The organism is Methylobacterium sp. UNC300MFChir4.1 (assembly GCF_900110155.1).
GTDB lineage: Bacteria > Pseudomonadota > Alphaproteobacteria > Rhizobiales > Beijerinckiaceae > Methylobacterium.
The window spans coordinates 121,672-137,298 of sequence record NZ_FOCS01000006.1 but is presented as its reverse complement, the minus strand read 5'-3'; the positions used below and the strand labels follow the sequence as shown (position 1 = coordinate 137,298).

Here is a 15,627-nt window from a genome sequence, read left to right as displayed (position 1 = left end):
CGGGGTCGCGGCTCGGGCCGAACCACGAGCCGACATCGAGGCCGAACCCGGCCCCACGACAGATCGCGGAGGATCCGTCCCATGTATCCGATCCTGCACGAATGGGGCGGGTTCCTCATTCGATGGACCCACGTCGTCGCCGCGATCGCCTGGATCGGCGCGTCGTTCTACTTCATGCATCTCGACGCCAGCTTGCGCGCCATTCCGGCAATCCCGACCGGCAAGGGCGGCGAGGCCTGGGAGGTGCACGGCGGCGGCTTCTACCAGGTGCGCAAGTATCTCGTCGCGCCCGACCGGATGCCGGAGCACCTGATCTGGCACAAATGGCAATCCTACGCGACCTGGCTGTCGGGCTTCTCGCTGCTGTGCTGGGTCTATTACGGTCAGGCCGACCTCTACCTGATCGATCCGGCGGTCCGCGTGATCACGCCGATGACCGGGGCGGCCATCGGCCTCGGCGCCCTCGCCCTCGGCTGGCTGATCTATGACGGGCTCAACCGCTCGCCCCTGGCCAACCGGCCGCCGCTGCTCGCGGCCGCCGTGTTCCTCACGGTCGTCGCCTTCGCGTACGGCTTCCAGCAGGTCTTCTCCGGCCGGGCCGCGATGCTGCACACCGGCGCGGTGATCGCGACCTGGATGACCGGCAACGTGTTCTTCGTCATCATGCCCAACCAGCGCAAGGCGATCGCCGAGCTGGTCGCGGGCCGGGTCCCGAACCCCGCCTGGGGCAAGCAGGCGAAGAACCGCTCGTCCCACAACAACTACCTGACGCTGCCGGTGCTGTTCTTCATGCTGTCCGGCCACTACCCGATGGCGTGGTCCTCGCCCTACAGCTGGACCATCGTCGGCCTCGTGGTGATCGCGGGCGGCGTCGTCCGCCACTACTTCAACGTGCGCAATGCCGGCGGGGGCGACCGCTGGTGGACCTGGGGCGTCGCGACGGCCTGCGTGGCGGTGGCGGTCGCGATCAGCGTCGCCTCGTCGCCGGGCGCCCGCGAGCAAATCGGCCTGTCGGCCGCCGCCGAGGCGGCCCCGGCCCCGGCCCCGGCGATCAGCCTCGCGGCGGCCGGGACGGGCGCGCTCGAGGGCCCCGCGGTCGACGACGCCGTGATGGCCGTGGTCGGGACGCGCTGCGCCATGTGCCACGCCGCCGAGCCCCTGTGGCCGGGCCTGACGAGCCCGCCCAAGGGCGTGCTCCTCGACAGCCCCGAGCACGTCGCGCGCTTCGCGCCGGCCATCCGCCTGCAGGCCGTCCTGACCCACGCGATGCCGCCGAACAACATCACCGACATGCAGCCCGAGGAGCGCGCGGCGCTCGCCCGCTGGCTCGCCGCGCGATAACCGTCGGACCCCGCTTCCGCGCCAACGCAGGATCCCGCCCGTGACCGCACCGGATACAGACGGCCCCCCGCGCGACTTCGTCGGCTACGGCGCGGCGCCGCCCGACGCCCGCTGGCCCGGCGGCGCCCGCGTCGCCGTCCAGTTCGTGCTGAACTACGAGGAGGGCGGCGAGCGCTCCGTCCTCGACGGCGACCCCCACGCCGAGATCTTCCTCTCCGAGATCGCCGGGGCCACACCCTTCCCCGCGCGGCACATGAGCATGGAGAGCCTCTACGAGTACGGCGCGCGCGCGGGCGTCTGGCGGATCCTGCGCCTGTTCCGCGAGCGCGGCGTGCCCCTCACGGTCTTCGGCGTCGCGCAGGCGCTCGCCCGCAATCCGGCCGCCGTGGAGGCCTTTCTCCGCGACGGCCACGAGATCGCCGGCCACGGCTGGCGCTGGCTGCCCTACCAGGACGTCCCGGAGGCGATCGAGCGGGAGCACCTCGCCCGCGCGGTCGAGACGATCCGGAGCCTGACCGGCGAGACGCCGCTCGGCTGGTACACCGGCCGCGACAGCCCGAACACCCGGCGGCTCGTGGTCGAGCAGGGCGGCTTCCTCTACGATTCGGACAGCTACGCCGACGACCTGCCCTACTGGGTCCGCGTCGCCGGCCGGGACCACCTCGTGGTGCCCTACACCCTCGACACCAACGACATGCGCTTCTCGATCCCCGGCGGCTTCCCGTCGGGCGAGCAGTTCTTCGCGCACCTGCGCGACGCCTTCGACTGCCTCTACGAGGAGGGGGCGAGCGCCCCGAAGATGCTGTCGATCGGCCTGCATTGCCGCCTCGTCGGGCGCCCGGCGCGCCTGCCGGCCCTCGCCCGGTTCCTCGACCACGTCCTGGCCCGTCCCGACGTCTGGGTGACCCGGCGGATCGACATCGCCCGGCACTGGGCGGCCCACCATCCTCCCGGCGCCCCGGCGGCGGGACCGACCCCGGAGAGGACAGGTCCGTGATCACCATCGCCGCGCTCAACGCGCTCGCGCGCGACGCCTTCGTGGACCTCCTCGCCGAGGTCTACGAGCATTCCCCCTGGGTCCCCGAGGCGGCCTTCGACCGCGGGCCCTTCGCGGCGCGCGCGGACCTGCACGCGGCGATGGAGGCGACGGTGGCCGGCGCCGACCGGGTCCGCCAGCTCGCCCTGCTGCGGGCGCATCCCGAACTCGCCGGGCGGGCCGCCCAGCGCGGCGAGCTCACCGCGCATTCCGGCCGCGAGCAGGCGGGAAGCGGATTGCTGGGCGGCCCCTCCCCCACGGTGGCGCGGCTGCAGGACCTCAACCGGGCCTACGCCGAGCGCTTCGGCTTCCCGTTCATCATCGCGGTCCGGGGCCTCGACCGCGACGCGATCCTCGCCCGCCTGGAGCAGCGGCTCGGCAACCCGCCGGAGACCGAGCGGGCCGAGGCCCTGCGGCAGGTCGGACGGATCGCCGCCCTGCGCCTGGAGGACCTCGTCGCGGCCTGAGGCGGCCGCCTCAGACCGCCCGGCGGCCGACCAGGGCGAGCTGCTCGCTCACGTGCTGGCGCAGGGCCTCGTGCGTCATGTCGACGAAGGTCTTGGTCCGGGCCGACAGCATCTTGCGGGACGGGTAGAGCAGGCCGAGCGTCACGCTGGTCGGCGGAGTGTGCTCGAGGACCGGGACGAGCCGGCCCTCGGCGAGGTGCGCCGCGACCTCGAACAGCGGCTTCAGGACGATGCCCTCGCCGGCCAGCGCCCAGGCGGTGAGCGTGTCGCCGTCGTCGGCGTCGATGTGCCCCGAGACCGGCAGGGTCACGGTCTCCTGCCCGTCGACCAGGGTCCAGCGGAACTGCTCGGCGCCGGGATAGCGCAGCAGCAGGCAATCGTGCTGCAGCAGGTCCGCCGGCTCGGCGGGCGCGGGGTGCTCGGCCAGGTAGGCCGGCGCCGCGCACAGGACCCGCTCGATCTCCGCGACCTTCCGCAGGGTGAAGGTGGAATCGCGCATCTGCGACAGGCGGATCGCGACGTCGACCGCCTCCTGCACGAGGTCGAGGAGGTGCTCCGACAGGCGCAGCCGGACATCGGTCTCGCCGTGGCGGTCGCGGAAGCGCGGCACGAGCGGCGCGACGACCCGGCGGCCGAGGCCGAGCGGCGCCGTCACCTTCAGCACCCCGCGCGGCACCGCGCCCGCGGTCTCGACGCTCTTCTCCGCCTGCTCGACCGCCGCGGTGATGTCGAGGCAGCGGTCGTAGAAGATCCGGCCGGCCTCCGTGAGGCTCATGCGCCGCGTCGTCCGGGTGAGCAGGAGGCAGCCGAGATGCTCCTCCAGGGTCTGGATCCGGTAGCTCACCACCGACGGTGACAGCCGCAGCGAGCGGCCGGCGGCCGAGAAGCTCCCCGTCTCCGCCGAGCGCAGGAAGATGCGGATGCTTTCCAGGGAAATCATGGGCGGGGATCGTCAGGAGCGGTTCGGACCTGTCAACGGACTGTCCCGACAATGTGAACTCGGCGTCCGACCCGATCATCCCCCGCGGCGTGACGCTTCGGTCGGTGCAGCCCGCTCCGTCATTGCGAGCGCAGCGAAGCAACCCAGGGCTGCAGGACATCGGGGAACGTGGTGCCGGCTGGATTGCTTCGCTCCGCTCGCAACGACGGCGGAACCGATCTGATCAACCGAAACGGCATCAGAAGACGTGGAACGCGACGCCGGCGAGGAAGCTCTTCTCCTCGGTGCCCTTGAAGGTCGCGGTCTCGACGTTCCCGAACTTGTTGTGCCAGTACTGGAACCCGACGAAGACATCGACCCGGTTGGGCCGATCGTAGACGAGCTTGCCGAGATCGAGCACGAGGTTGGTGCGCGACAGGAATTCGAGCCCGCGGGGCGGGTTGAAGGCGTAGGCGGCCGGGTTGCTCACGCCCCGCCCCTTCGGCAGCACGATGTTGTTGAAGCCGACGAGGCTGAGCGGCAGACCCGTGAAGGTCAGGGGAAAGTTGTAGACCAGCTCGAATTCCGGAACCGTGTCGAAGCTCTGGTCGCGGTCCGGCTGGAGATTGAACCCGTTCCGGTTCCACTCCTTGTAGGCTTGCACGGAGAGGTTGAGAAAGCCCGCCGGCACGTCGAAGGCGAAGTTCAGGCCGCCGACGATGTCGCGCTTCTTCGAGCCGAAGGCGTCGTTCTGGGCGTTGGCGTCGAAGCCGAAGGCGAGCGACACCTCCTTGACGAGGCCGGGAACCGTGAAGGCCTTCGTGCCCGTGAGCGCGTTGAGGCTCAGCGTGCCGCGATACAGCCCGTAGGCTTCGGTGTTGCCGTAATCGGCGAAGAACGGGGCGGCGACGGAGCCCGGCGCGTTGGTGGTGCCGGCCGGGAACTGGGAGCCGGACTTGAGGATGTCGAGGGAGAAGAAGTTCGTCCCGTAGGCCCAGGCATCGGCGTGGGAGATGTTCAGGATGTGCTTGGGCGCCGCGCGGGAGACGAAGCTGCCATCGGGGCGCTGGATCTGGATTCCGGGCGAGACGGTGGGGAACTGGTAGCGGTAGCTGATCTGGGTGTCGGCGAAGAGGAAGAACGGGCCGTCCTCCACCACCGTCGTGGCCTCGGGCGCCACCGGCGCCGAGGAGGCCGTCCCGAGGTCCTGCGCCCCCGCCGCGCACGTCATCCCGAGCGGCAGCAGCGCGGCCGCGATCCGACAAGCCATGGTCATGTCCGCCCCCTCCTCCCGGCCGCCTTCAGTGCGAAGCGTCGGCCCGCAAACCCGCGCGCTGGCGCGCGACCTCGTCCGGCGTGACCGCCTGACCCTGCCCGCCCCACTCGGCCCGCATCCAGGTCGCGAGGTCGGCGAGCGCCGCGTCGTCGATCAGGGCGGCGAAGGGCGGCATGGCCTCCATCCGCTCGTTGCCCGGGAAGCGCTGCGCCGGGAGCCCGACGAGGATCGCCCGCAGGAGGCCGCCCGCGCCCGCGACCCGCATCGCGGCGTTCGTCCGCAGCGGCACGGAAACGTGGGGGATCCCCTCCCCCGCCCCGCCGTGGCAGCCGGCGCAGAGGCCGGCGTAGCTGGCCCGTCCCCGGGCCGCGACCGAAACGGGGATCGCCGCGGGGATCGCCGCGGGGGTGGCGGCGACCGGCGTCTCGGGCTCGGCCGGCAGGGCGTCACGGTCGAACAGGTAGGCGGAGAGCGCCGTGAGGTCGGCCTCGTCCATGTGCTGCGTCGAGAAATGCACGACGTCGAACATCTGGTGCGTCGCGCCGCCCTGGGCCGAGAGCCCCGTGCGCATGAAGTCGCGCAGGCCGTGCGGGGTGAAGCCCATCCGCGCGAGGCCCGCGGGCGTGATGTCGGGCGCCTCGACGCCCTCGATCGTGGCGCCGCGATAGACGGCGTCCGGGCGCATGGCCTGGATCACGGTGCGCGGCGTGTGGCACTCGCCGCAATGGCCGAGGGCGTCGGCGACGTAGCGGCCCCGGTTCCACAGGGGGGAGCGGCCCGGATCGGGCGCGGCGACGGTCGCCGGCAGGCTCAGGAGGTTCCAGGCCGCCAGGGTCCAGCGCTGGTCGAACGGGAAGGCGAGGGTATTGGCCCTGTTCTCCACCGCGACCGGCGCGCGGGTCATCAGGTAGGCGTAGAGGGCGTCGACATCCTCCGGCGTCAGACCGCGATACGACGTGTAGGGCATCGCCGGATAGAGGTGGCGGCCGCCCGGCGCGATCCCGTCGCGCAGGGCCCGGTGGAAGTCGGCGCGGCTCCAGCCGCCGATGCCCTGCGGGCTCGGCGAGATGTTGGTGGCGTGGATCGTGCCGAAGGGCGTCTCCAGGGGCAGTCCCCCCGCCCAGGGGGCGCCGCCCCGGGCGGTGTGGCAGGCGAAGCAGTCGGCCGCGGCGGCGACCTTGGCGCCGCGGGGGGCGAGGCCGCGCACGGCCTCCGCGCTCAGCGGGGTCTCGACGTCGCGCGCGACGACGCTGCGCTCCAGGGCGCCGGAGGCGACGAGGCCGGCCGCCGAGACGGCCACCGCGAGGGCGGCGGCGAGCCCGGCGCCGACGCGCCGCGCGGGGGTGGTGAGGGACGGGATCCGCACGGCGCGCCTCAGGCGGTCACCAGACCGGGGGTCGCCAGCACGAGGTCGCGCACCGCCTGATGGTAGCGGACGTAGCCCGTGCAGCGGCAGATGTGGCGGTCGAGCGCCTCGGTGACGACCCGCTCGACCTCGTCGCGGCGGATCGGCTCGCGGCGCAGGCGCTCGATCAGCACGCTCGCCCCGGTGACGAAGCCCGGCGTGCAGTAGCCGCACTGGAAGGCGAATTTCTCGATGAAGGCCTGCTGGACCGGCGAGAGCACGACGGTGCCGTCCGGCGCGGTGCGGGCATGGCCCTCGACGGTGCGGATGCTCCGTCCCTCGAACCAGTGGGCGCCGGTGATGCAGGCGCGCATCTCCCGCGGGCCGGCCGCCTCCTCCAGCATCACCGTGCAGGCGTGGCAGATGCCCTGCCCGCAGCCCATGCGGCTGCCGGTGAGGCCCAGCCACTCGTGCAGGACGTCGAGCAGGCTCGTGCCGACGGGGACGGGGATCGGACCGACGGCCGCGCCGTTCACGCGGAGCGAGAGGTCCTTGATCTCGATGGCGGCGCTCATGCCAGTGCCTCGCGGATGCGCTCGGGCCGGATGGGGAGTTCGTGGAAGCGGTGGCCGATCGCGTGCGCGACGGCGTTGGCCAGCGCCGGGACGACGGCGATCATCACGACCTCGGCGATGCCCTTGGGCGGGTCGGTCTCGGAGAGCGGCGGCAGGATCTCCACCGTCTGGTTCCACGGGGCCACGTCGCGGGCGCGGGGAAGCTCGTAGCGGTTCCAGTTCCACGTGCCGTCGCCGGGGCCGTCCTCGTAGAGGGGCAGCACCTCCTTGAGGGCGTGACCGATCCCCATGGCGAGGCCGCCCTGCACCTGGCCGGAGACCAGCTCGGGCACGATCTGGCGGCCGCACTCGAGGATCGAGTGGTGGGACAGGATCGTCACGTCGCCGCTGGCGGTGTCGACCGCGACCTCCGCCAGGGTGGCCATCGGCGCGTAGTAGGTCGTGCCGACATTGTTGCGCTGGGTCGGCGGGTAGAAGACCGCCGCGCGGGGCACGAAGTGCCAGCCCGCATCCGCCATCAGGGCGCGGCGCTCGGGCGGGGCCCCGGCGCCGTAGCGCACCGACAGGGCGTCGATCGGCAGGCGCGTCCGGCCGGTTCCGGGCAGGTCGAACTCGGCCTCGGCCCATTGCCAGCGGTTGAAGGTGTGGAGGGTCACGCCCACCGGCAGCCCGAGCCGGTGCGCCTCGGCGGCCACCGCCTCCAGCGACAGCGGCGGCAGACCGCCGCCCAGCACCCGGCCGTCCACCAGCCGCAGGTCCTCGCGGGCGACCACGTGGTAGGAGGCCAGCGCCCCGCCGCCGCCGCCCCGCGCCCAGAGCGCGCGGGCGGCGGGCCAGACGGCGTGGTCGACGAGGAACCGCGCGGCCGTCCGGGTGGCGTGGCCGAGGTAGTAGGCGGAGTTGGTCGCGCTCATCGGCGAGGTGAAGCGCGGCGTCCAGCGGGGGTTCTGCGCCCGGCGGTCCTCCTCTTCCTGGGACGTCGTGTAGGGCTGGTCGGAGGTCTCCAGCGGCATCTCGGGCCAGCGCACCACGCCGAACGCGGTCTCGGCGGGGACCCGGCCGAGGATCTCGGCCACCATGACCGCCTGCGAGGTGGTGACGCCCGGGCCCATCTCGTGGGCGACGTGGCGCAGGCTCAGGCGGCCCCGCGGGTCGAGCTCCAGCGAGGCGACCGCCGCCTCGGCGCCCGTGCCGTAATCCTTGTGCACCTGCGCGAAGCCGACGCCGTAGCGGCGGCCGGGATGGGCGGCCTCGTAGGCGGCCTTGCGCGCCGCCCGGTCCCGCCAGAGCGGGTGCGCGGCGGCCTTCGTCAGGATCTCCGCGTTGCGCAGCGCCCCGGCCGGGACCGCGCCCTGGCTGTTGCGCTGGCCCGAGCGGAGCACGTTGCGCAGGCGCAGGTCGATCGCGTCGATGTCCAGGAGCGCCGCCGCCTCGTCGACCATCATCTCGGTGGCCGACATGGTCTGGAGCGTGCCGAAGCCCCGGGTCGATCCGGCCTCCACGGCCCGCGAGGCCAGGGCGATCGCCTGGAAGTCGCTCTTCGGCAGGTAGTAGATCGACTGCGCCGCGGTGGCGCCGACGAAGGAGACCGCGACGGAGTAGTTGGGGCGCCCGCCGCCGTCGCAGGCGAAGCGCCCGGTCATGGCCCGGAACCGGCCGCTGGCCCGGTCCACCAGCAGGACGTTGTCCATGCGGAAGGCGTGGCGCTTCAGCCCGTTCTGGAACTGCTCGAACCGGTCGTTGGCGAGGCGCACCGGCCGGCCGCCCGCGTAGAGCGCGGCCACGACGCAGAGGAACGGGAAGATGTGGTGGTCCTTCGTCCCGTACCCGACCGTGTAGCCGACCTTGAGATCGACCTCCCTGAGCGGGAACCGGGATTTCGAGACCAGCGCGGCGGCGGCCTCGGCCACGTCGTAGGGCGACTGCGTCGCCATCATCAGGCGCAGCGTGCCGGTGGCCGGATCGTACCAGACGTTGCCGTTGTCGGCCTCCATGGCCGAGGCGTCCGTCGACTGCGACCGGTAGGTCCGCCGCATCACCAGGGCGTCCGCGCCGGCGCCGTCGATCTCGGCGGCGATGGCGGCCGCCGCCGCCATGCCCCGGGCGAAGGGGCCGTCGTCGCCGGCCTTCGGCCAGGCGGGCTCGTCGCCGGAGAAGCCGGCGAAGATCGGGGACTGCGCGAACGGCGAGAACCGGTCGGGCGCGTCCGGCGCGTCGCCCTCGATCCGCACCCAGCGCGAGGCGCCGTAATGGGCCGGCGGCCTGGGACCGGTCTCGGCGCCGTACTGCACGACGTCGTCGGCGAAGCGCAGGGCGCGCTTGGCCGCGGCGAAGCGCGGGAAGTCGGCGTAGATCAGGATCGCCACCGGCTGCCCGAGCAGGCGCGGCGTCTCGCCCTGCGGCACGAGGAACCAGTCGCCGAAGAAGTCGGCGTGCGGGACCGAGACACCGTCCGCCACCAGGTCCTCGTGCCGGACGATCCGGTCCGGCCGCAGGGCTGCCGGGAGCCGCGACAGGTCGAGGCCGGCGAAGCGGCGGTCGGCGCGGGTCGCCGCGACGAGGAAGGCGTGGGCTTGGCCGTCGGGCCAGCCGGCGAGGTCGCGGGCCCGGTAGTCGCGGGAGAAGGTCTTGGCGCCCGTGACCTTGGCGACGGCGTCGAGGCGGTAGCGGGGCCGGCCCGGCGCGGCCCACGGGGAGCCGGCGGACAGGCCGGTCTCGGCGAGCTGCGCCCGGGCCGGGGGCGCCAGGAAGGAGACCTTCACGGCGACGCCCGCCGCCGCGCCGGCCTTCAGGAAGTGGCGCCGCGAGAGCGCCTTGGTCGCTTCGGCCGACATGGCTTCTCCCCTCAGGCCCGGTCCAGGACGGCCGCGTGCGGGAAGGCGGGCTCCGCGTCGGCGACGCGGTGCTCGGCCTCGGCACCGAGACGGTCCGAGTTCAGCAGCAGGTTGAGGACGATCGCCCCGATGGCGCCGAGGGTGATCCCGCTGTGCAGGATCGGCCCGGCCCAGTCCGGCGCCGTGGCGGCGAAGAGCTTCGGCGCCGCCATCGGGATCAGGCTCAGGCCGATGCTGACCGCGACGACGATCTGGTTGCGGCGGTCCCCGAGATCGGCGCCGCCGACGATCTTGAGGCCCGCCGCCGCGACCATGCCGAAGATCACGATGCCGGCGCCGCCGAGCACGGCCGGCGGGATCGACGCCACCGCGAAGGCGACCTTGGGCAGGAGGCTGACGCCCAGGATGATGAAGCCCGCCGCGACCGTGACGTAGCGGCTGCGCACCCGCGTCATGTTCACGAGGCCGACGTTCTGGGAGAACGAGGTGTGCGGGAAGGTGTTGAGGCAGCCCGCGATCAGCGTCGAGAGCGAGTCCGCCATCAGGCCGCGGGTCAGGGTCCGCTTGTCCACCGGGCGCCCGACGATGTCGCCCACCGCCAGGAACATGCCGGTCGACTCGACCAGCGTGACCATCATGACGATGCACATCGCCGCCACGGCCGTCAGGTGGAAGGTCGGCCAGCCGAAGTGGAACGGCGTGACGAGGGCGATGAGCGGGCGCTCGGCCAGCCCGTCGAGGCGGAACAGGCCGAGCGGCCAGGCGAGGCACAGGCCCGCGACGAGGCCGATCAGCACGGCGACGTTGGCGACGAAGCCGGTGGCGAAGCGGCTGACCACCAGGATCACCGCCAGCACGAAGGCCGCGACGCCGAGATGGACCGGGGCGCCGAAATCGGCGGCCCCGAAGCCGCCGCCCGCCCAGTTGATCCCGACCGGCAGCAGCGTGACGCCGATGATCAGGATGACCGTGCCGGTGACCAGCGGCGGGAAGAAGCTCGCGAGCCTGGAGAAGAACGGCCGGAGCAGCAGGCCGAACACACCCGCCCCGATGGTCGCGCCGAAGATGCCCGGCAGGCCGATCGTCGGATCCTGCGCCATCGCCACCATCGGGCCGACCGCCGCGAAGCTGACGCCCATGATGACCGGCAGGCGGATGCCGAAGATCCCCAGGCCGAGGGACTGGATCAGGATCGCGATGCCCGTCACCAGCAGGTCGCAGTTGATCAGGTAGGCGACCGTCTCGGTCGGCAGGTTCATCGCCGCGCCGAGGATGAGCGGCGGCGCGACAGCCCCCGCGCTCATCACGAGCACGTGCTGCATGCCGTAGGCGAGGAGCTTGGGAAGGGGCGGGATCGCGTCGACCGCGTCCACCTCGCGCGTTGTCCTGTCGTGAGACGTCATGGGCGTGTCCTCCGCCAGCCGGGACCTGTCGAGGCGTCGTCCCGTGATGGTGTCGTCGGGGACCCGGCAGCGGTGGCCGGACCTCTTCCGGGTCCGGGCCGCCAGGAGCGGGTGTGGGGCCAGTCGCAGGGCGGGCCGTGGCGGCACGCCCGGGGGCGGGGGAGCGGGCTCTCGGCGGCCGCTCCGGGGTCATGCGCTGCCGACTTGGCTGGCTCTCAAACCTTGCATGGCTGGCCGCGAATGCCATGCCGGGATTTCGGAAGCAGTTTGCGAAAAATCGCCAAGGTGGCCGGTGGCGGCTGCCGTATGCTGCGGCCCGCTGACGGCCCCGAGACGGTGCGCCCGGCACGGCGTTCCTGCTGCCAGAGGGCGGCATCTGGCCGTGGGGAGGCGTCGCGGCCCGTCCGGCGCGGCCTCCAGGGCGCACCCGGAGAGACGCGATGACCTCCCTGCTGCTGACGAACGCCGACATCCTGGTGACGATGGACGCGCAGCGCCGGGAGATCCCCGGCGGCGCGGTCTACGTGGAGGACAACCGCATCGTCGCCGTCGGCCCCGCCGCCGAGGTGCCGCAGCGGGCCGATACCGTCCTCGACCTGCGCGGCCACGCGGTGATGCCGGGCCTCGTGAACACCCACCACCACATGTACCAGACGCTCACCCGCGCGGTGCCGGCCGCGCAGGACGCCGAGCTGTTCGGCTGGCTGAAGGCGCTCTACCCGATCTGGGCCCGGCTCACGCCCGAGATGGTCCGCGTCTCGACGCAGACCGCGATGGCGGAGCTGATCCTCTCGGGCTGCACCACGTCGAGCGACCACCTCTACATCTACCCGAACGGCTGCCGGCTCGACGATTCTATCGAGGGCGCCGAGGAGATCGGCATGCGCTTCCACGCCGCCCGCGGCGCGATGAGCGTCGGGGAGAGCGCGGGCGGACTCCCGCCGGACTCGGTCGTCGAGGACGAGACGGCGATCCTCGAAGACACGCGCCGTCTGATCGAGCGCTGGCACGATCCGGAGCGCTTCGCCATGCGCCGGATCGTGGTGGCGCCCTGCTCACCGTTCTCGGTCAGTCGCGGCCTGATGCGCGATGCCGCCGAGCTGGCCCGGCACTACGGCGTCTCGCTCCACACCCACCTCGCGGAGAACGACGACGACGTCCGCTACAGCCTGGAAAAATTCGGGATGACGCCGGCGGAGTACGCCGCCGACCTGGGCTGGACAGGCCCGGACGTGTGGCACGCCCACTGCGTCAAGCTCGACCGCGCCGGCATCGCGCTGTTCGGCCGGACCGGGACCGGGGTGGCGCACTGCCCCTGCTCCAACATGCGCCTCGCCTCGGGCATCGCGCCCGTCCGGCAGATGCGGTGCGCGGGCGTGCCGGTCGGGCTCGGCGTCGACGGCTCGGCCTCCAACGACGGGTCGCACATGCTGGGCGAGGCGCGGCAGGCCATGCTGCTCGCCCGCGTCGGCTTCGGACCGGCGGCCATGACCGCGCGGGAGGCGCTGGAGATCGCGACGCTCGGCGGCGCGAAGGTGCTGAACCGGGACGATATCGGCGCGCTGGCCCCCGGCATGGCGGCCGACATCGTCGCCTTCGACCTGCGCGGCCTCGGCATGGCGGGGGCGCTGCACGACCCCGTCGCCGCCCTCACCTTCTGCGCGCCGCAGACGGTGGCCTGGAGCGTCATCAACGGGAAGATCGTGGTCCGCGAGGGCCGCCTGACGACCCTCGACACCGGGGCGCTTACCGCCCGCCACAACGCCCTCGCGGCGGCCCTGGTGCGCGGCGAGGCGTAGGCCGCCCTACCCATCCTCCGCGGAGGGGCTCGCGGATCCAGACATCGGGTTCGGCGACGCGGCTCCAGGATCGGGCGCGCGTCCCTGTCAGCGTCAATGTCCGCTGGAGATTTGAGAAGATCCTGGCACGCAGAGATGGAGTCTGGAGTAATGCCCTCTTATAATCTCTTCGATTGATAATTCATGCGCGGCCGTCTTTGCGAGCGGAGCGAAGCAACACAGAGCCGCGCAACGTCTGTAAAGGTCGCGCGACCCTGGGTCACTTCGCTTTGCTCGTGATGACGGCGAGGAATGCGTCGACCGCAGCATCCGGCCGGAAAGCGTATTACCTTCGGGTCGAGCCTGTCAGACATCCACCTCCGTCGCCAGCCCCTTGGCCACCGCGCGGTCGACCGCCACCGCGGCGACCGCGAGGTCCTGCAGCCCGACCCCGGTGCCGTCGAACAGGGTGATCTCGGACTCCGAGACGCGGCCGGGGTGATCGCCGTTGATCACCGCCCCGATCTCCACGATGGAATCCGCGGCGAGGAGCCCCCGCGCGACAGCGTGCTGCGCCTCGCCGATGCTGACCGACTGCGCGACCTCGTCGGTGAACACCGTGGCGGCGGCGAGCAGTGCGGCCTCCACCTCCTGCTTGCCGCGCGTGTCCGTCCCCATGCAGGCGACGTGCGTGCCCGGCCGGACCTGCGCGGCTTTCAGGATCGGCGCGAAGGAGGACGTGATCGTCACGACGACGTCGGCCTCGGCGCCGAGGCGGTCGAGGTCGACCGCCTCGAACGGCACGCCGCGCTCCCGCGCCACCGCCTCCATCCGGCCGAACATGCCGGGATGCAGGTTCCACGCGAGGACCCGCTCGAACGGCCGCTGCGCCAGCGCGGCGCGCAGCTGGAACGCCGACTGGTGGCCCGCGCCGATCATGCCCAGCACCCGCGCATCTTTGCGGGCGAGGTGCCGGACGGAGATGGCGCAGGCCGCGGCCGTGCGCAGCGCGGTGAGGAGGTTGCCCCCGACGACGGCCCGGCAGCGGCCGGTATCGGCGTCGAACAGGAACACCGTCGACTGGTGGTTGGTCAGGCCCTTCGCGGCGTTGCCGGGCCAGAAGCCACCGGCCTTGAGGCCGAGCGCGAGGCTGTCCCGGTCGAAGCCCGACTTGAAGCCGTAGAGCGCGTCGGCGTGGCCGATGGCTTCCCGGACGACCGGGAAGTTGCCGGCTCGCCGCCGCGCCATGGAGGCGAAGACCTGTTCGACGGCGGTAAAGCACTCCGCCTCGGTCAACAGCCCGTCGATCGCGTGCTCGGGAACGATGATCATCGCGGATGTGTCCTCAATTCGTGAGCCGGCATGTCGCCCCCGTCATCGCGGGCGTCGCGAGGCGACCCAGGGCAGCGGGCCCCGTCGAGGCGCGTCCCCGGATCGCTGCGCCGCGCTCGCGATGACGGACGGTGTGCAGGGTGCGTCAGTAGGCCTTGCCGCGGGCCGAGACCGGCCAGAGCGTCTCGACCCGGCCGTTGCGGACGCCGACATACCAGTCGTGGACGTTGCAGGTCGGATCGCAGTGGCCGGGGACGAGGCGCAGACGGTCGTTGACCTTCAGCCGGCCCTCGGGATCCTCGATCACCCCGTGCTCGTCCGAGCACTTGATGTATTTCACGTCGTCGCGGCCGAAGACGAAGGGCAGGCCCGAATCGACCGACTGCACCTTAAGTCCCGCGTCGCAGATCGCCTTGTCGGCCTTGGCGTGGCTCATCACGCTGGTGAGGATGAACAGGGCGTTCTGCCACTCGCCCGCGTCGATGCGCTTTCCGTCCCGGTCGCGGATACGCCCGTAATCGGCGTCCATGAACGCGTAGCTACCGCATTGCAGCTCGTTGTAGACGCCGGATCCCGCCTCGAAATAGTAGCTGCCGGTGCCGCCGCCGCTGACGAGCTCCGGCTCGAGGCCCTCCCGGTTCAGCGCCGCGACGGCGTCGCGCACCTGGGCGATGGCCGCGTCGAGCTTGGCCCGACGCTCCTCGTAGCCGTCGATGTGCTGCATGGCGCCCTGGTAGGCCTGGAGTCCGGCAAAGCGCAGGTTCGGCGCGGCCGCGACGGCCCGGGCGATCGCCACCACCTCGGGGCTCGTCCGCACGCCGCAGCGGCCGGCGCCGCAATCGATCTCGACGAAGCAGTCGAGCTGCGTGCCGTGCCGCTGCGCCGCCGCCGAGAGGTCGGCGACGTTCGCCACGTCGTCGAGGCAGACGATGATGCGGGCGCCGTGCAGCGGCAGCCGCGCCAGCCGGTCGATCTTGCCCGGGTCGCGCACCTGGTTCGAGACCAGGATATCCTTGATGCCCGCGCGGGCGAAGACTTCCGCCTCCGAGACCTTCTGGCAGCAGACGCCGCAGGCGCCGCCGAGGCTCTGCTGAAGCTTCAGGATATCGACGGACTTGTGCATCTTGCCGTGGGCGCGGTGGCGCATCCCGTGCGCCTTGGCGTAGTCGCCCATCTTGCGGATGTTGCCTTCCAGCGCGTCGAGATCGACGATCAGGCAGGGCGTCTGGATCTCGTCCTCGCGCATACCGGGCAGCGCGGGGACGTCGAAGCCGACTTCGAGATCGGCGGATCGGGCGTTCATGTGCATCGTGGGCCTCCC

General features: G+C 72.3%; 12 protein-coding genes. 4 read left to right on the top strand and 8 right to left on the bottom strand.

Annotated features, from left to right (window positions below; all coding sequences use genetic code 11):
• Nucleotides 1–81 precede the first annotated feature (81 nt).
• Genes BMY19_RS11010 through uraD form a run of 3 tightly spaced genes read left to right on the top strand, consistent with a single transcriptional unit; the run spans nucleotide 82 to nucleotide 2,844 of the window.
• Nucleotides 82–1,341 carry a urate hydroxylase PuuD gene (locus BMY19_RS11010; RefSeq protein WP_100251735.1) on the top strand — a complete coding sequence of 420 codons (1,260 nt, stop codon included), beginning with the start codon at nucleotides 82–84 and terminating at the stop codon, nucleotides 1,339–1,341.
• 40 nt (nucleotides 1,342–1,381) lie between these two features.
• On the top strand, nucleotides 1,382–2,338 hold the full coding sequence (gene puuE / locus BMY19_RS11005) for an allantoinase PuuE (protein WP_100251734.1): 957 nt from the start codon (nucleotides 1,382–1,384) through the stop codon (nucleotides 2,336–2,338).
• Nucleotides 2,335–2,844, top strand: coding sequence for a 2-oxo-4-hydroxy-4-carboxy-5-ureidoimidazoline decarboxylase (gene uraD, locus BMY19_RS11000; protein WP_100251733.1), 510 nt, complete (start codon nucleotides 2,335–2,337; stop codon nucleotides 2,842–2,844). The genes puuE and uraD overlap by 4 nt, the downstream gene beginning before the upstream one ends.
• Before the next feature lie 10 nt (nucleotides 2,845–2,854).
• Here uraD and BMY19_RS10995 read toward each other — a convergent pair whose 3' ends face one another.
• The 6 genes from BMY19_RS10995 to BMY19_RS10970 form a co-directional block, all read right to left on the bottom strand.
• Nucleotides 2,855–3,784, bottom strand: coding sequence for a LysR family transcriptional regulator (locus tag BMY19_RS10995; protein WP_100251732.1), 930 nt, complete (start codon nucleotides 3,782–3,784; stop codon nucleotides 2,855–2,857).
• Nucleotides 3,785–4,022: 238 nt separating this feature from the next.
• A complete protein-coding gene (locus tag BMY19_RS10990) occupies nucleotides 4,023–5,039 on the bottom strand; it encodes a hypothetical protein (RefSeq protein WP_100251731.1) in 1,017 nt (338 codons plus the stop codon).
• 25 nt (nucleotides 5,040–5,064) lie between these two features.
• Nucleotides 5,065–6,405 (bottom strand): cytochrome c, encoded by a 1,341-nt coding sequence (locus BMY19_RS10985; protein ID WP_100251730.1) that lies wholly within the window; start codon nucleotides 6,403–6,405, stop codon nucleotides 5,065–5,067.
• Nucleotides 6,406–6,413: 8 nt separating this feature from the next.
• A complete protein-coding gene (locus BMY19_RS10980; RefSeq protein ID WP_091682396.1) occupies nucleotides 6,414–6,959 on the bottom strand; it encodes a (2Fe-2S)-binding protein in 546 nt (181 codons plus the stop codon).
• On the bottom strand, nucleotides 6,956–9,793 hold the full coding sequence (locus BMY19_RS10975; RefSeq protein ID WP_100251729.1) for a xanthine dehydrogenase family protein molybdopterin-binding subunit: 2,838 nt from the start codon (nucleotides 9,791–9,793) through the stop codon (nucleotides 6,956–6,958). Before BMY19_RS10975 ends, BMY19_RS10980 begins: the two co-directional genes overlap by 4 nt.
• An 11-nt stretch (nucleotides 9,794–9,804) precedes the next feature.
• Complete coding sequence (locus tag BMY19_RS10970; protein WP_100251728.1) at nucleotides 9,805–11,196, bottom strand: nucleobase:cation symporter-2 family protein; 1,392 nt, start codon at nucleotides 11,194–11,196, stop codon at nucleotides 9,805–9,807.
• Between the two features lie 440 nt (nucleotides 11,197–11,636).
• Here BMY19_RS10970 and BMY19_RS10965 point away from each other — a divergent pair, with 440 nt between their 5' ends.
• Nucleotides 11,637–12,995: an 8-oxoguanine deaminase gene (locus BMY19_RS10965; RefSeq protein WP_100251727.1), complete on the top strand. Its 1,359-nt coding sequence runs from the start codon at nucleotides 11,637–11,639 to the stop codon at nucleotides 12,993–12,995.
• 345 nt (nucleotides 12,996–13,340) lie between these two features.
• Here BMY19_RS10965 and bhcD read toward each other — a convergent pair whose 3' ends face one another.
• Nucleotides 13,341–14,306, bottom strand: coding sequence for an iminosuccinate reductase BhcD (bhcD, locus tag BMY19_RS10960; protein ID WP_100251726.1), 966 nt, complete (start codon nucleotides 14,304–14,306; stop codon nucleotides 13,341–13,343).
• Nucleotides 14,307–14,451: 145 nt separating this feature from the next.
• Nucleotides 14,452–15,615: a 3-hydroxy-D-aspartate aldolase BhcC gene (bhcC, locus tag BMY19_RS10955; RefSeq protein ID WP_100251725.1), complete on the bottom strand. Its 1,164-nt coding sequence runs from the start codon at nucleotides 15,613–15,615 to the stop codon at nucleotides 14,452–14,454.
• Nucleotides 15,616–15,627 lie beyond the last annotated feature (12 nt).

What these genes read in the sequence shown, in the direction of transcription:
- BMY19_RS10980 (WP_091682396.1), bottom strand. Translation starts at nt 6,959, where the DNA reads ATGAGCGCCGCCATCGAGATCAAGGACCTCTCGCTCCGCGTGAACGGC.
- BMY19_RS10970 (WP_100251728.1), bottom strand. Translation starts at nt 11,196, where the DNA reads ATGACGTCTCACGACAGGACAACGCGCGAGGTGGACGCGGTCGACGCG.
- BMY19_RS10975 (WP_100251729.1), bottom strand. Translation starts at nt 9,793, where the DNA reads ATGTCGGCCGAAGCGACCAAGGCGCTCTCGCGGCGCCACTTCCTGAAG.
- bhcD (WP_100251726.1), bottom strand. Translation starts at nt 14,306, where the DNA reads ATGATCATCGTTCCCGAGCACGCGATCGACGGGCTGTTGACCGAGGCG.
- BMY19_RS10990 (WP_100251731.1), bottom strand. Translation starts at nt 5,039, where the DNA reads ATGACCATGGCTTGTCGGATCGCGGCCGCGCTGCTGCCGCTCGGGATG.
- bhcC (WP_100251725.1), bottom strand. Translation starts at nt 15,615, where the DNA reads ATGCACATGAACGCCCGATCCGCCGATCTCGAAGTCGGCTTCGACGTC.
- BMY19_RS10965 (WP_100251727.1), top strand. Translation starts at nt 11,637, where the DNA reads ATGACCTCCCTGCTGCTGACGAACGCCGACATCCTGGTGACGATGGAC.
- BMY19_RS10995 (WP_100251732.1), bottom strand. Translation starts at nt 3,784, where the DNA reads ATGATTTCCCTGGAAAGCATCCGCATCTTCCTGCGCTCGGCGGAGACG.
- BMY19_RS11010 (WP_100251735.1), top strand. Translation starts at nt 82, where the DNA reads ATGTATCCGATCCTGCACGAATGGGGCGGGTTCCTCATTCGATGGACC.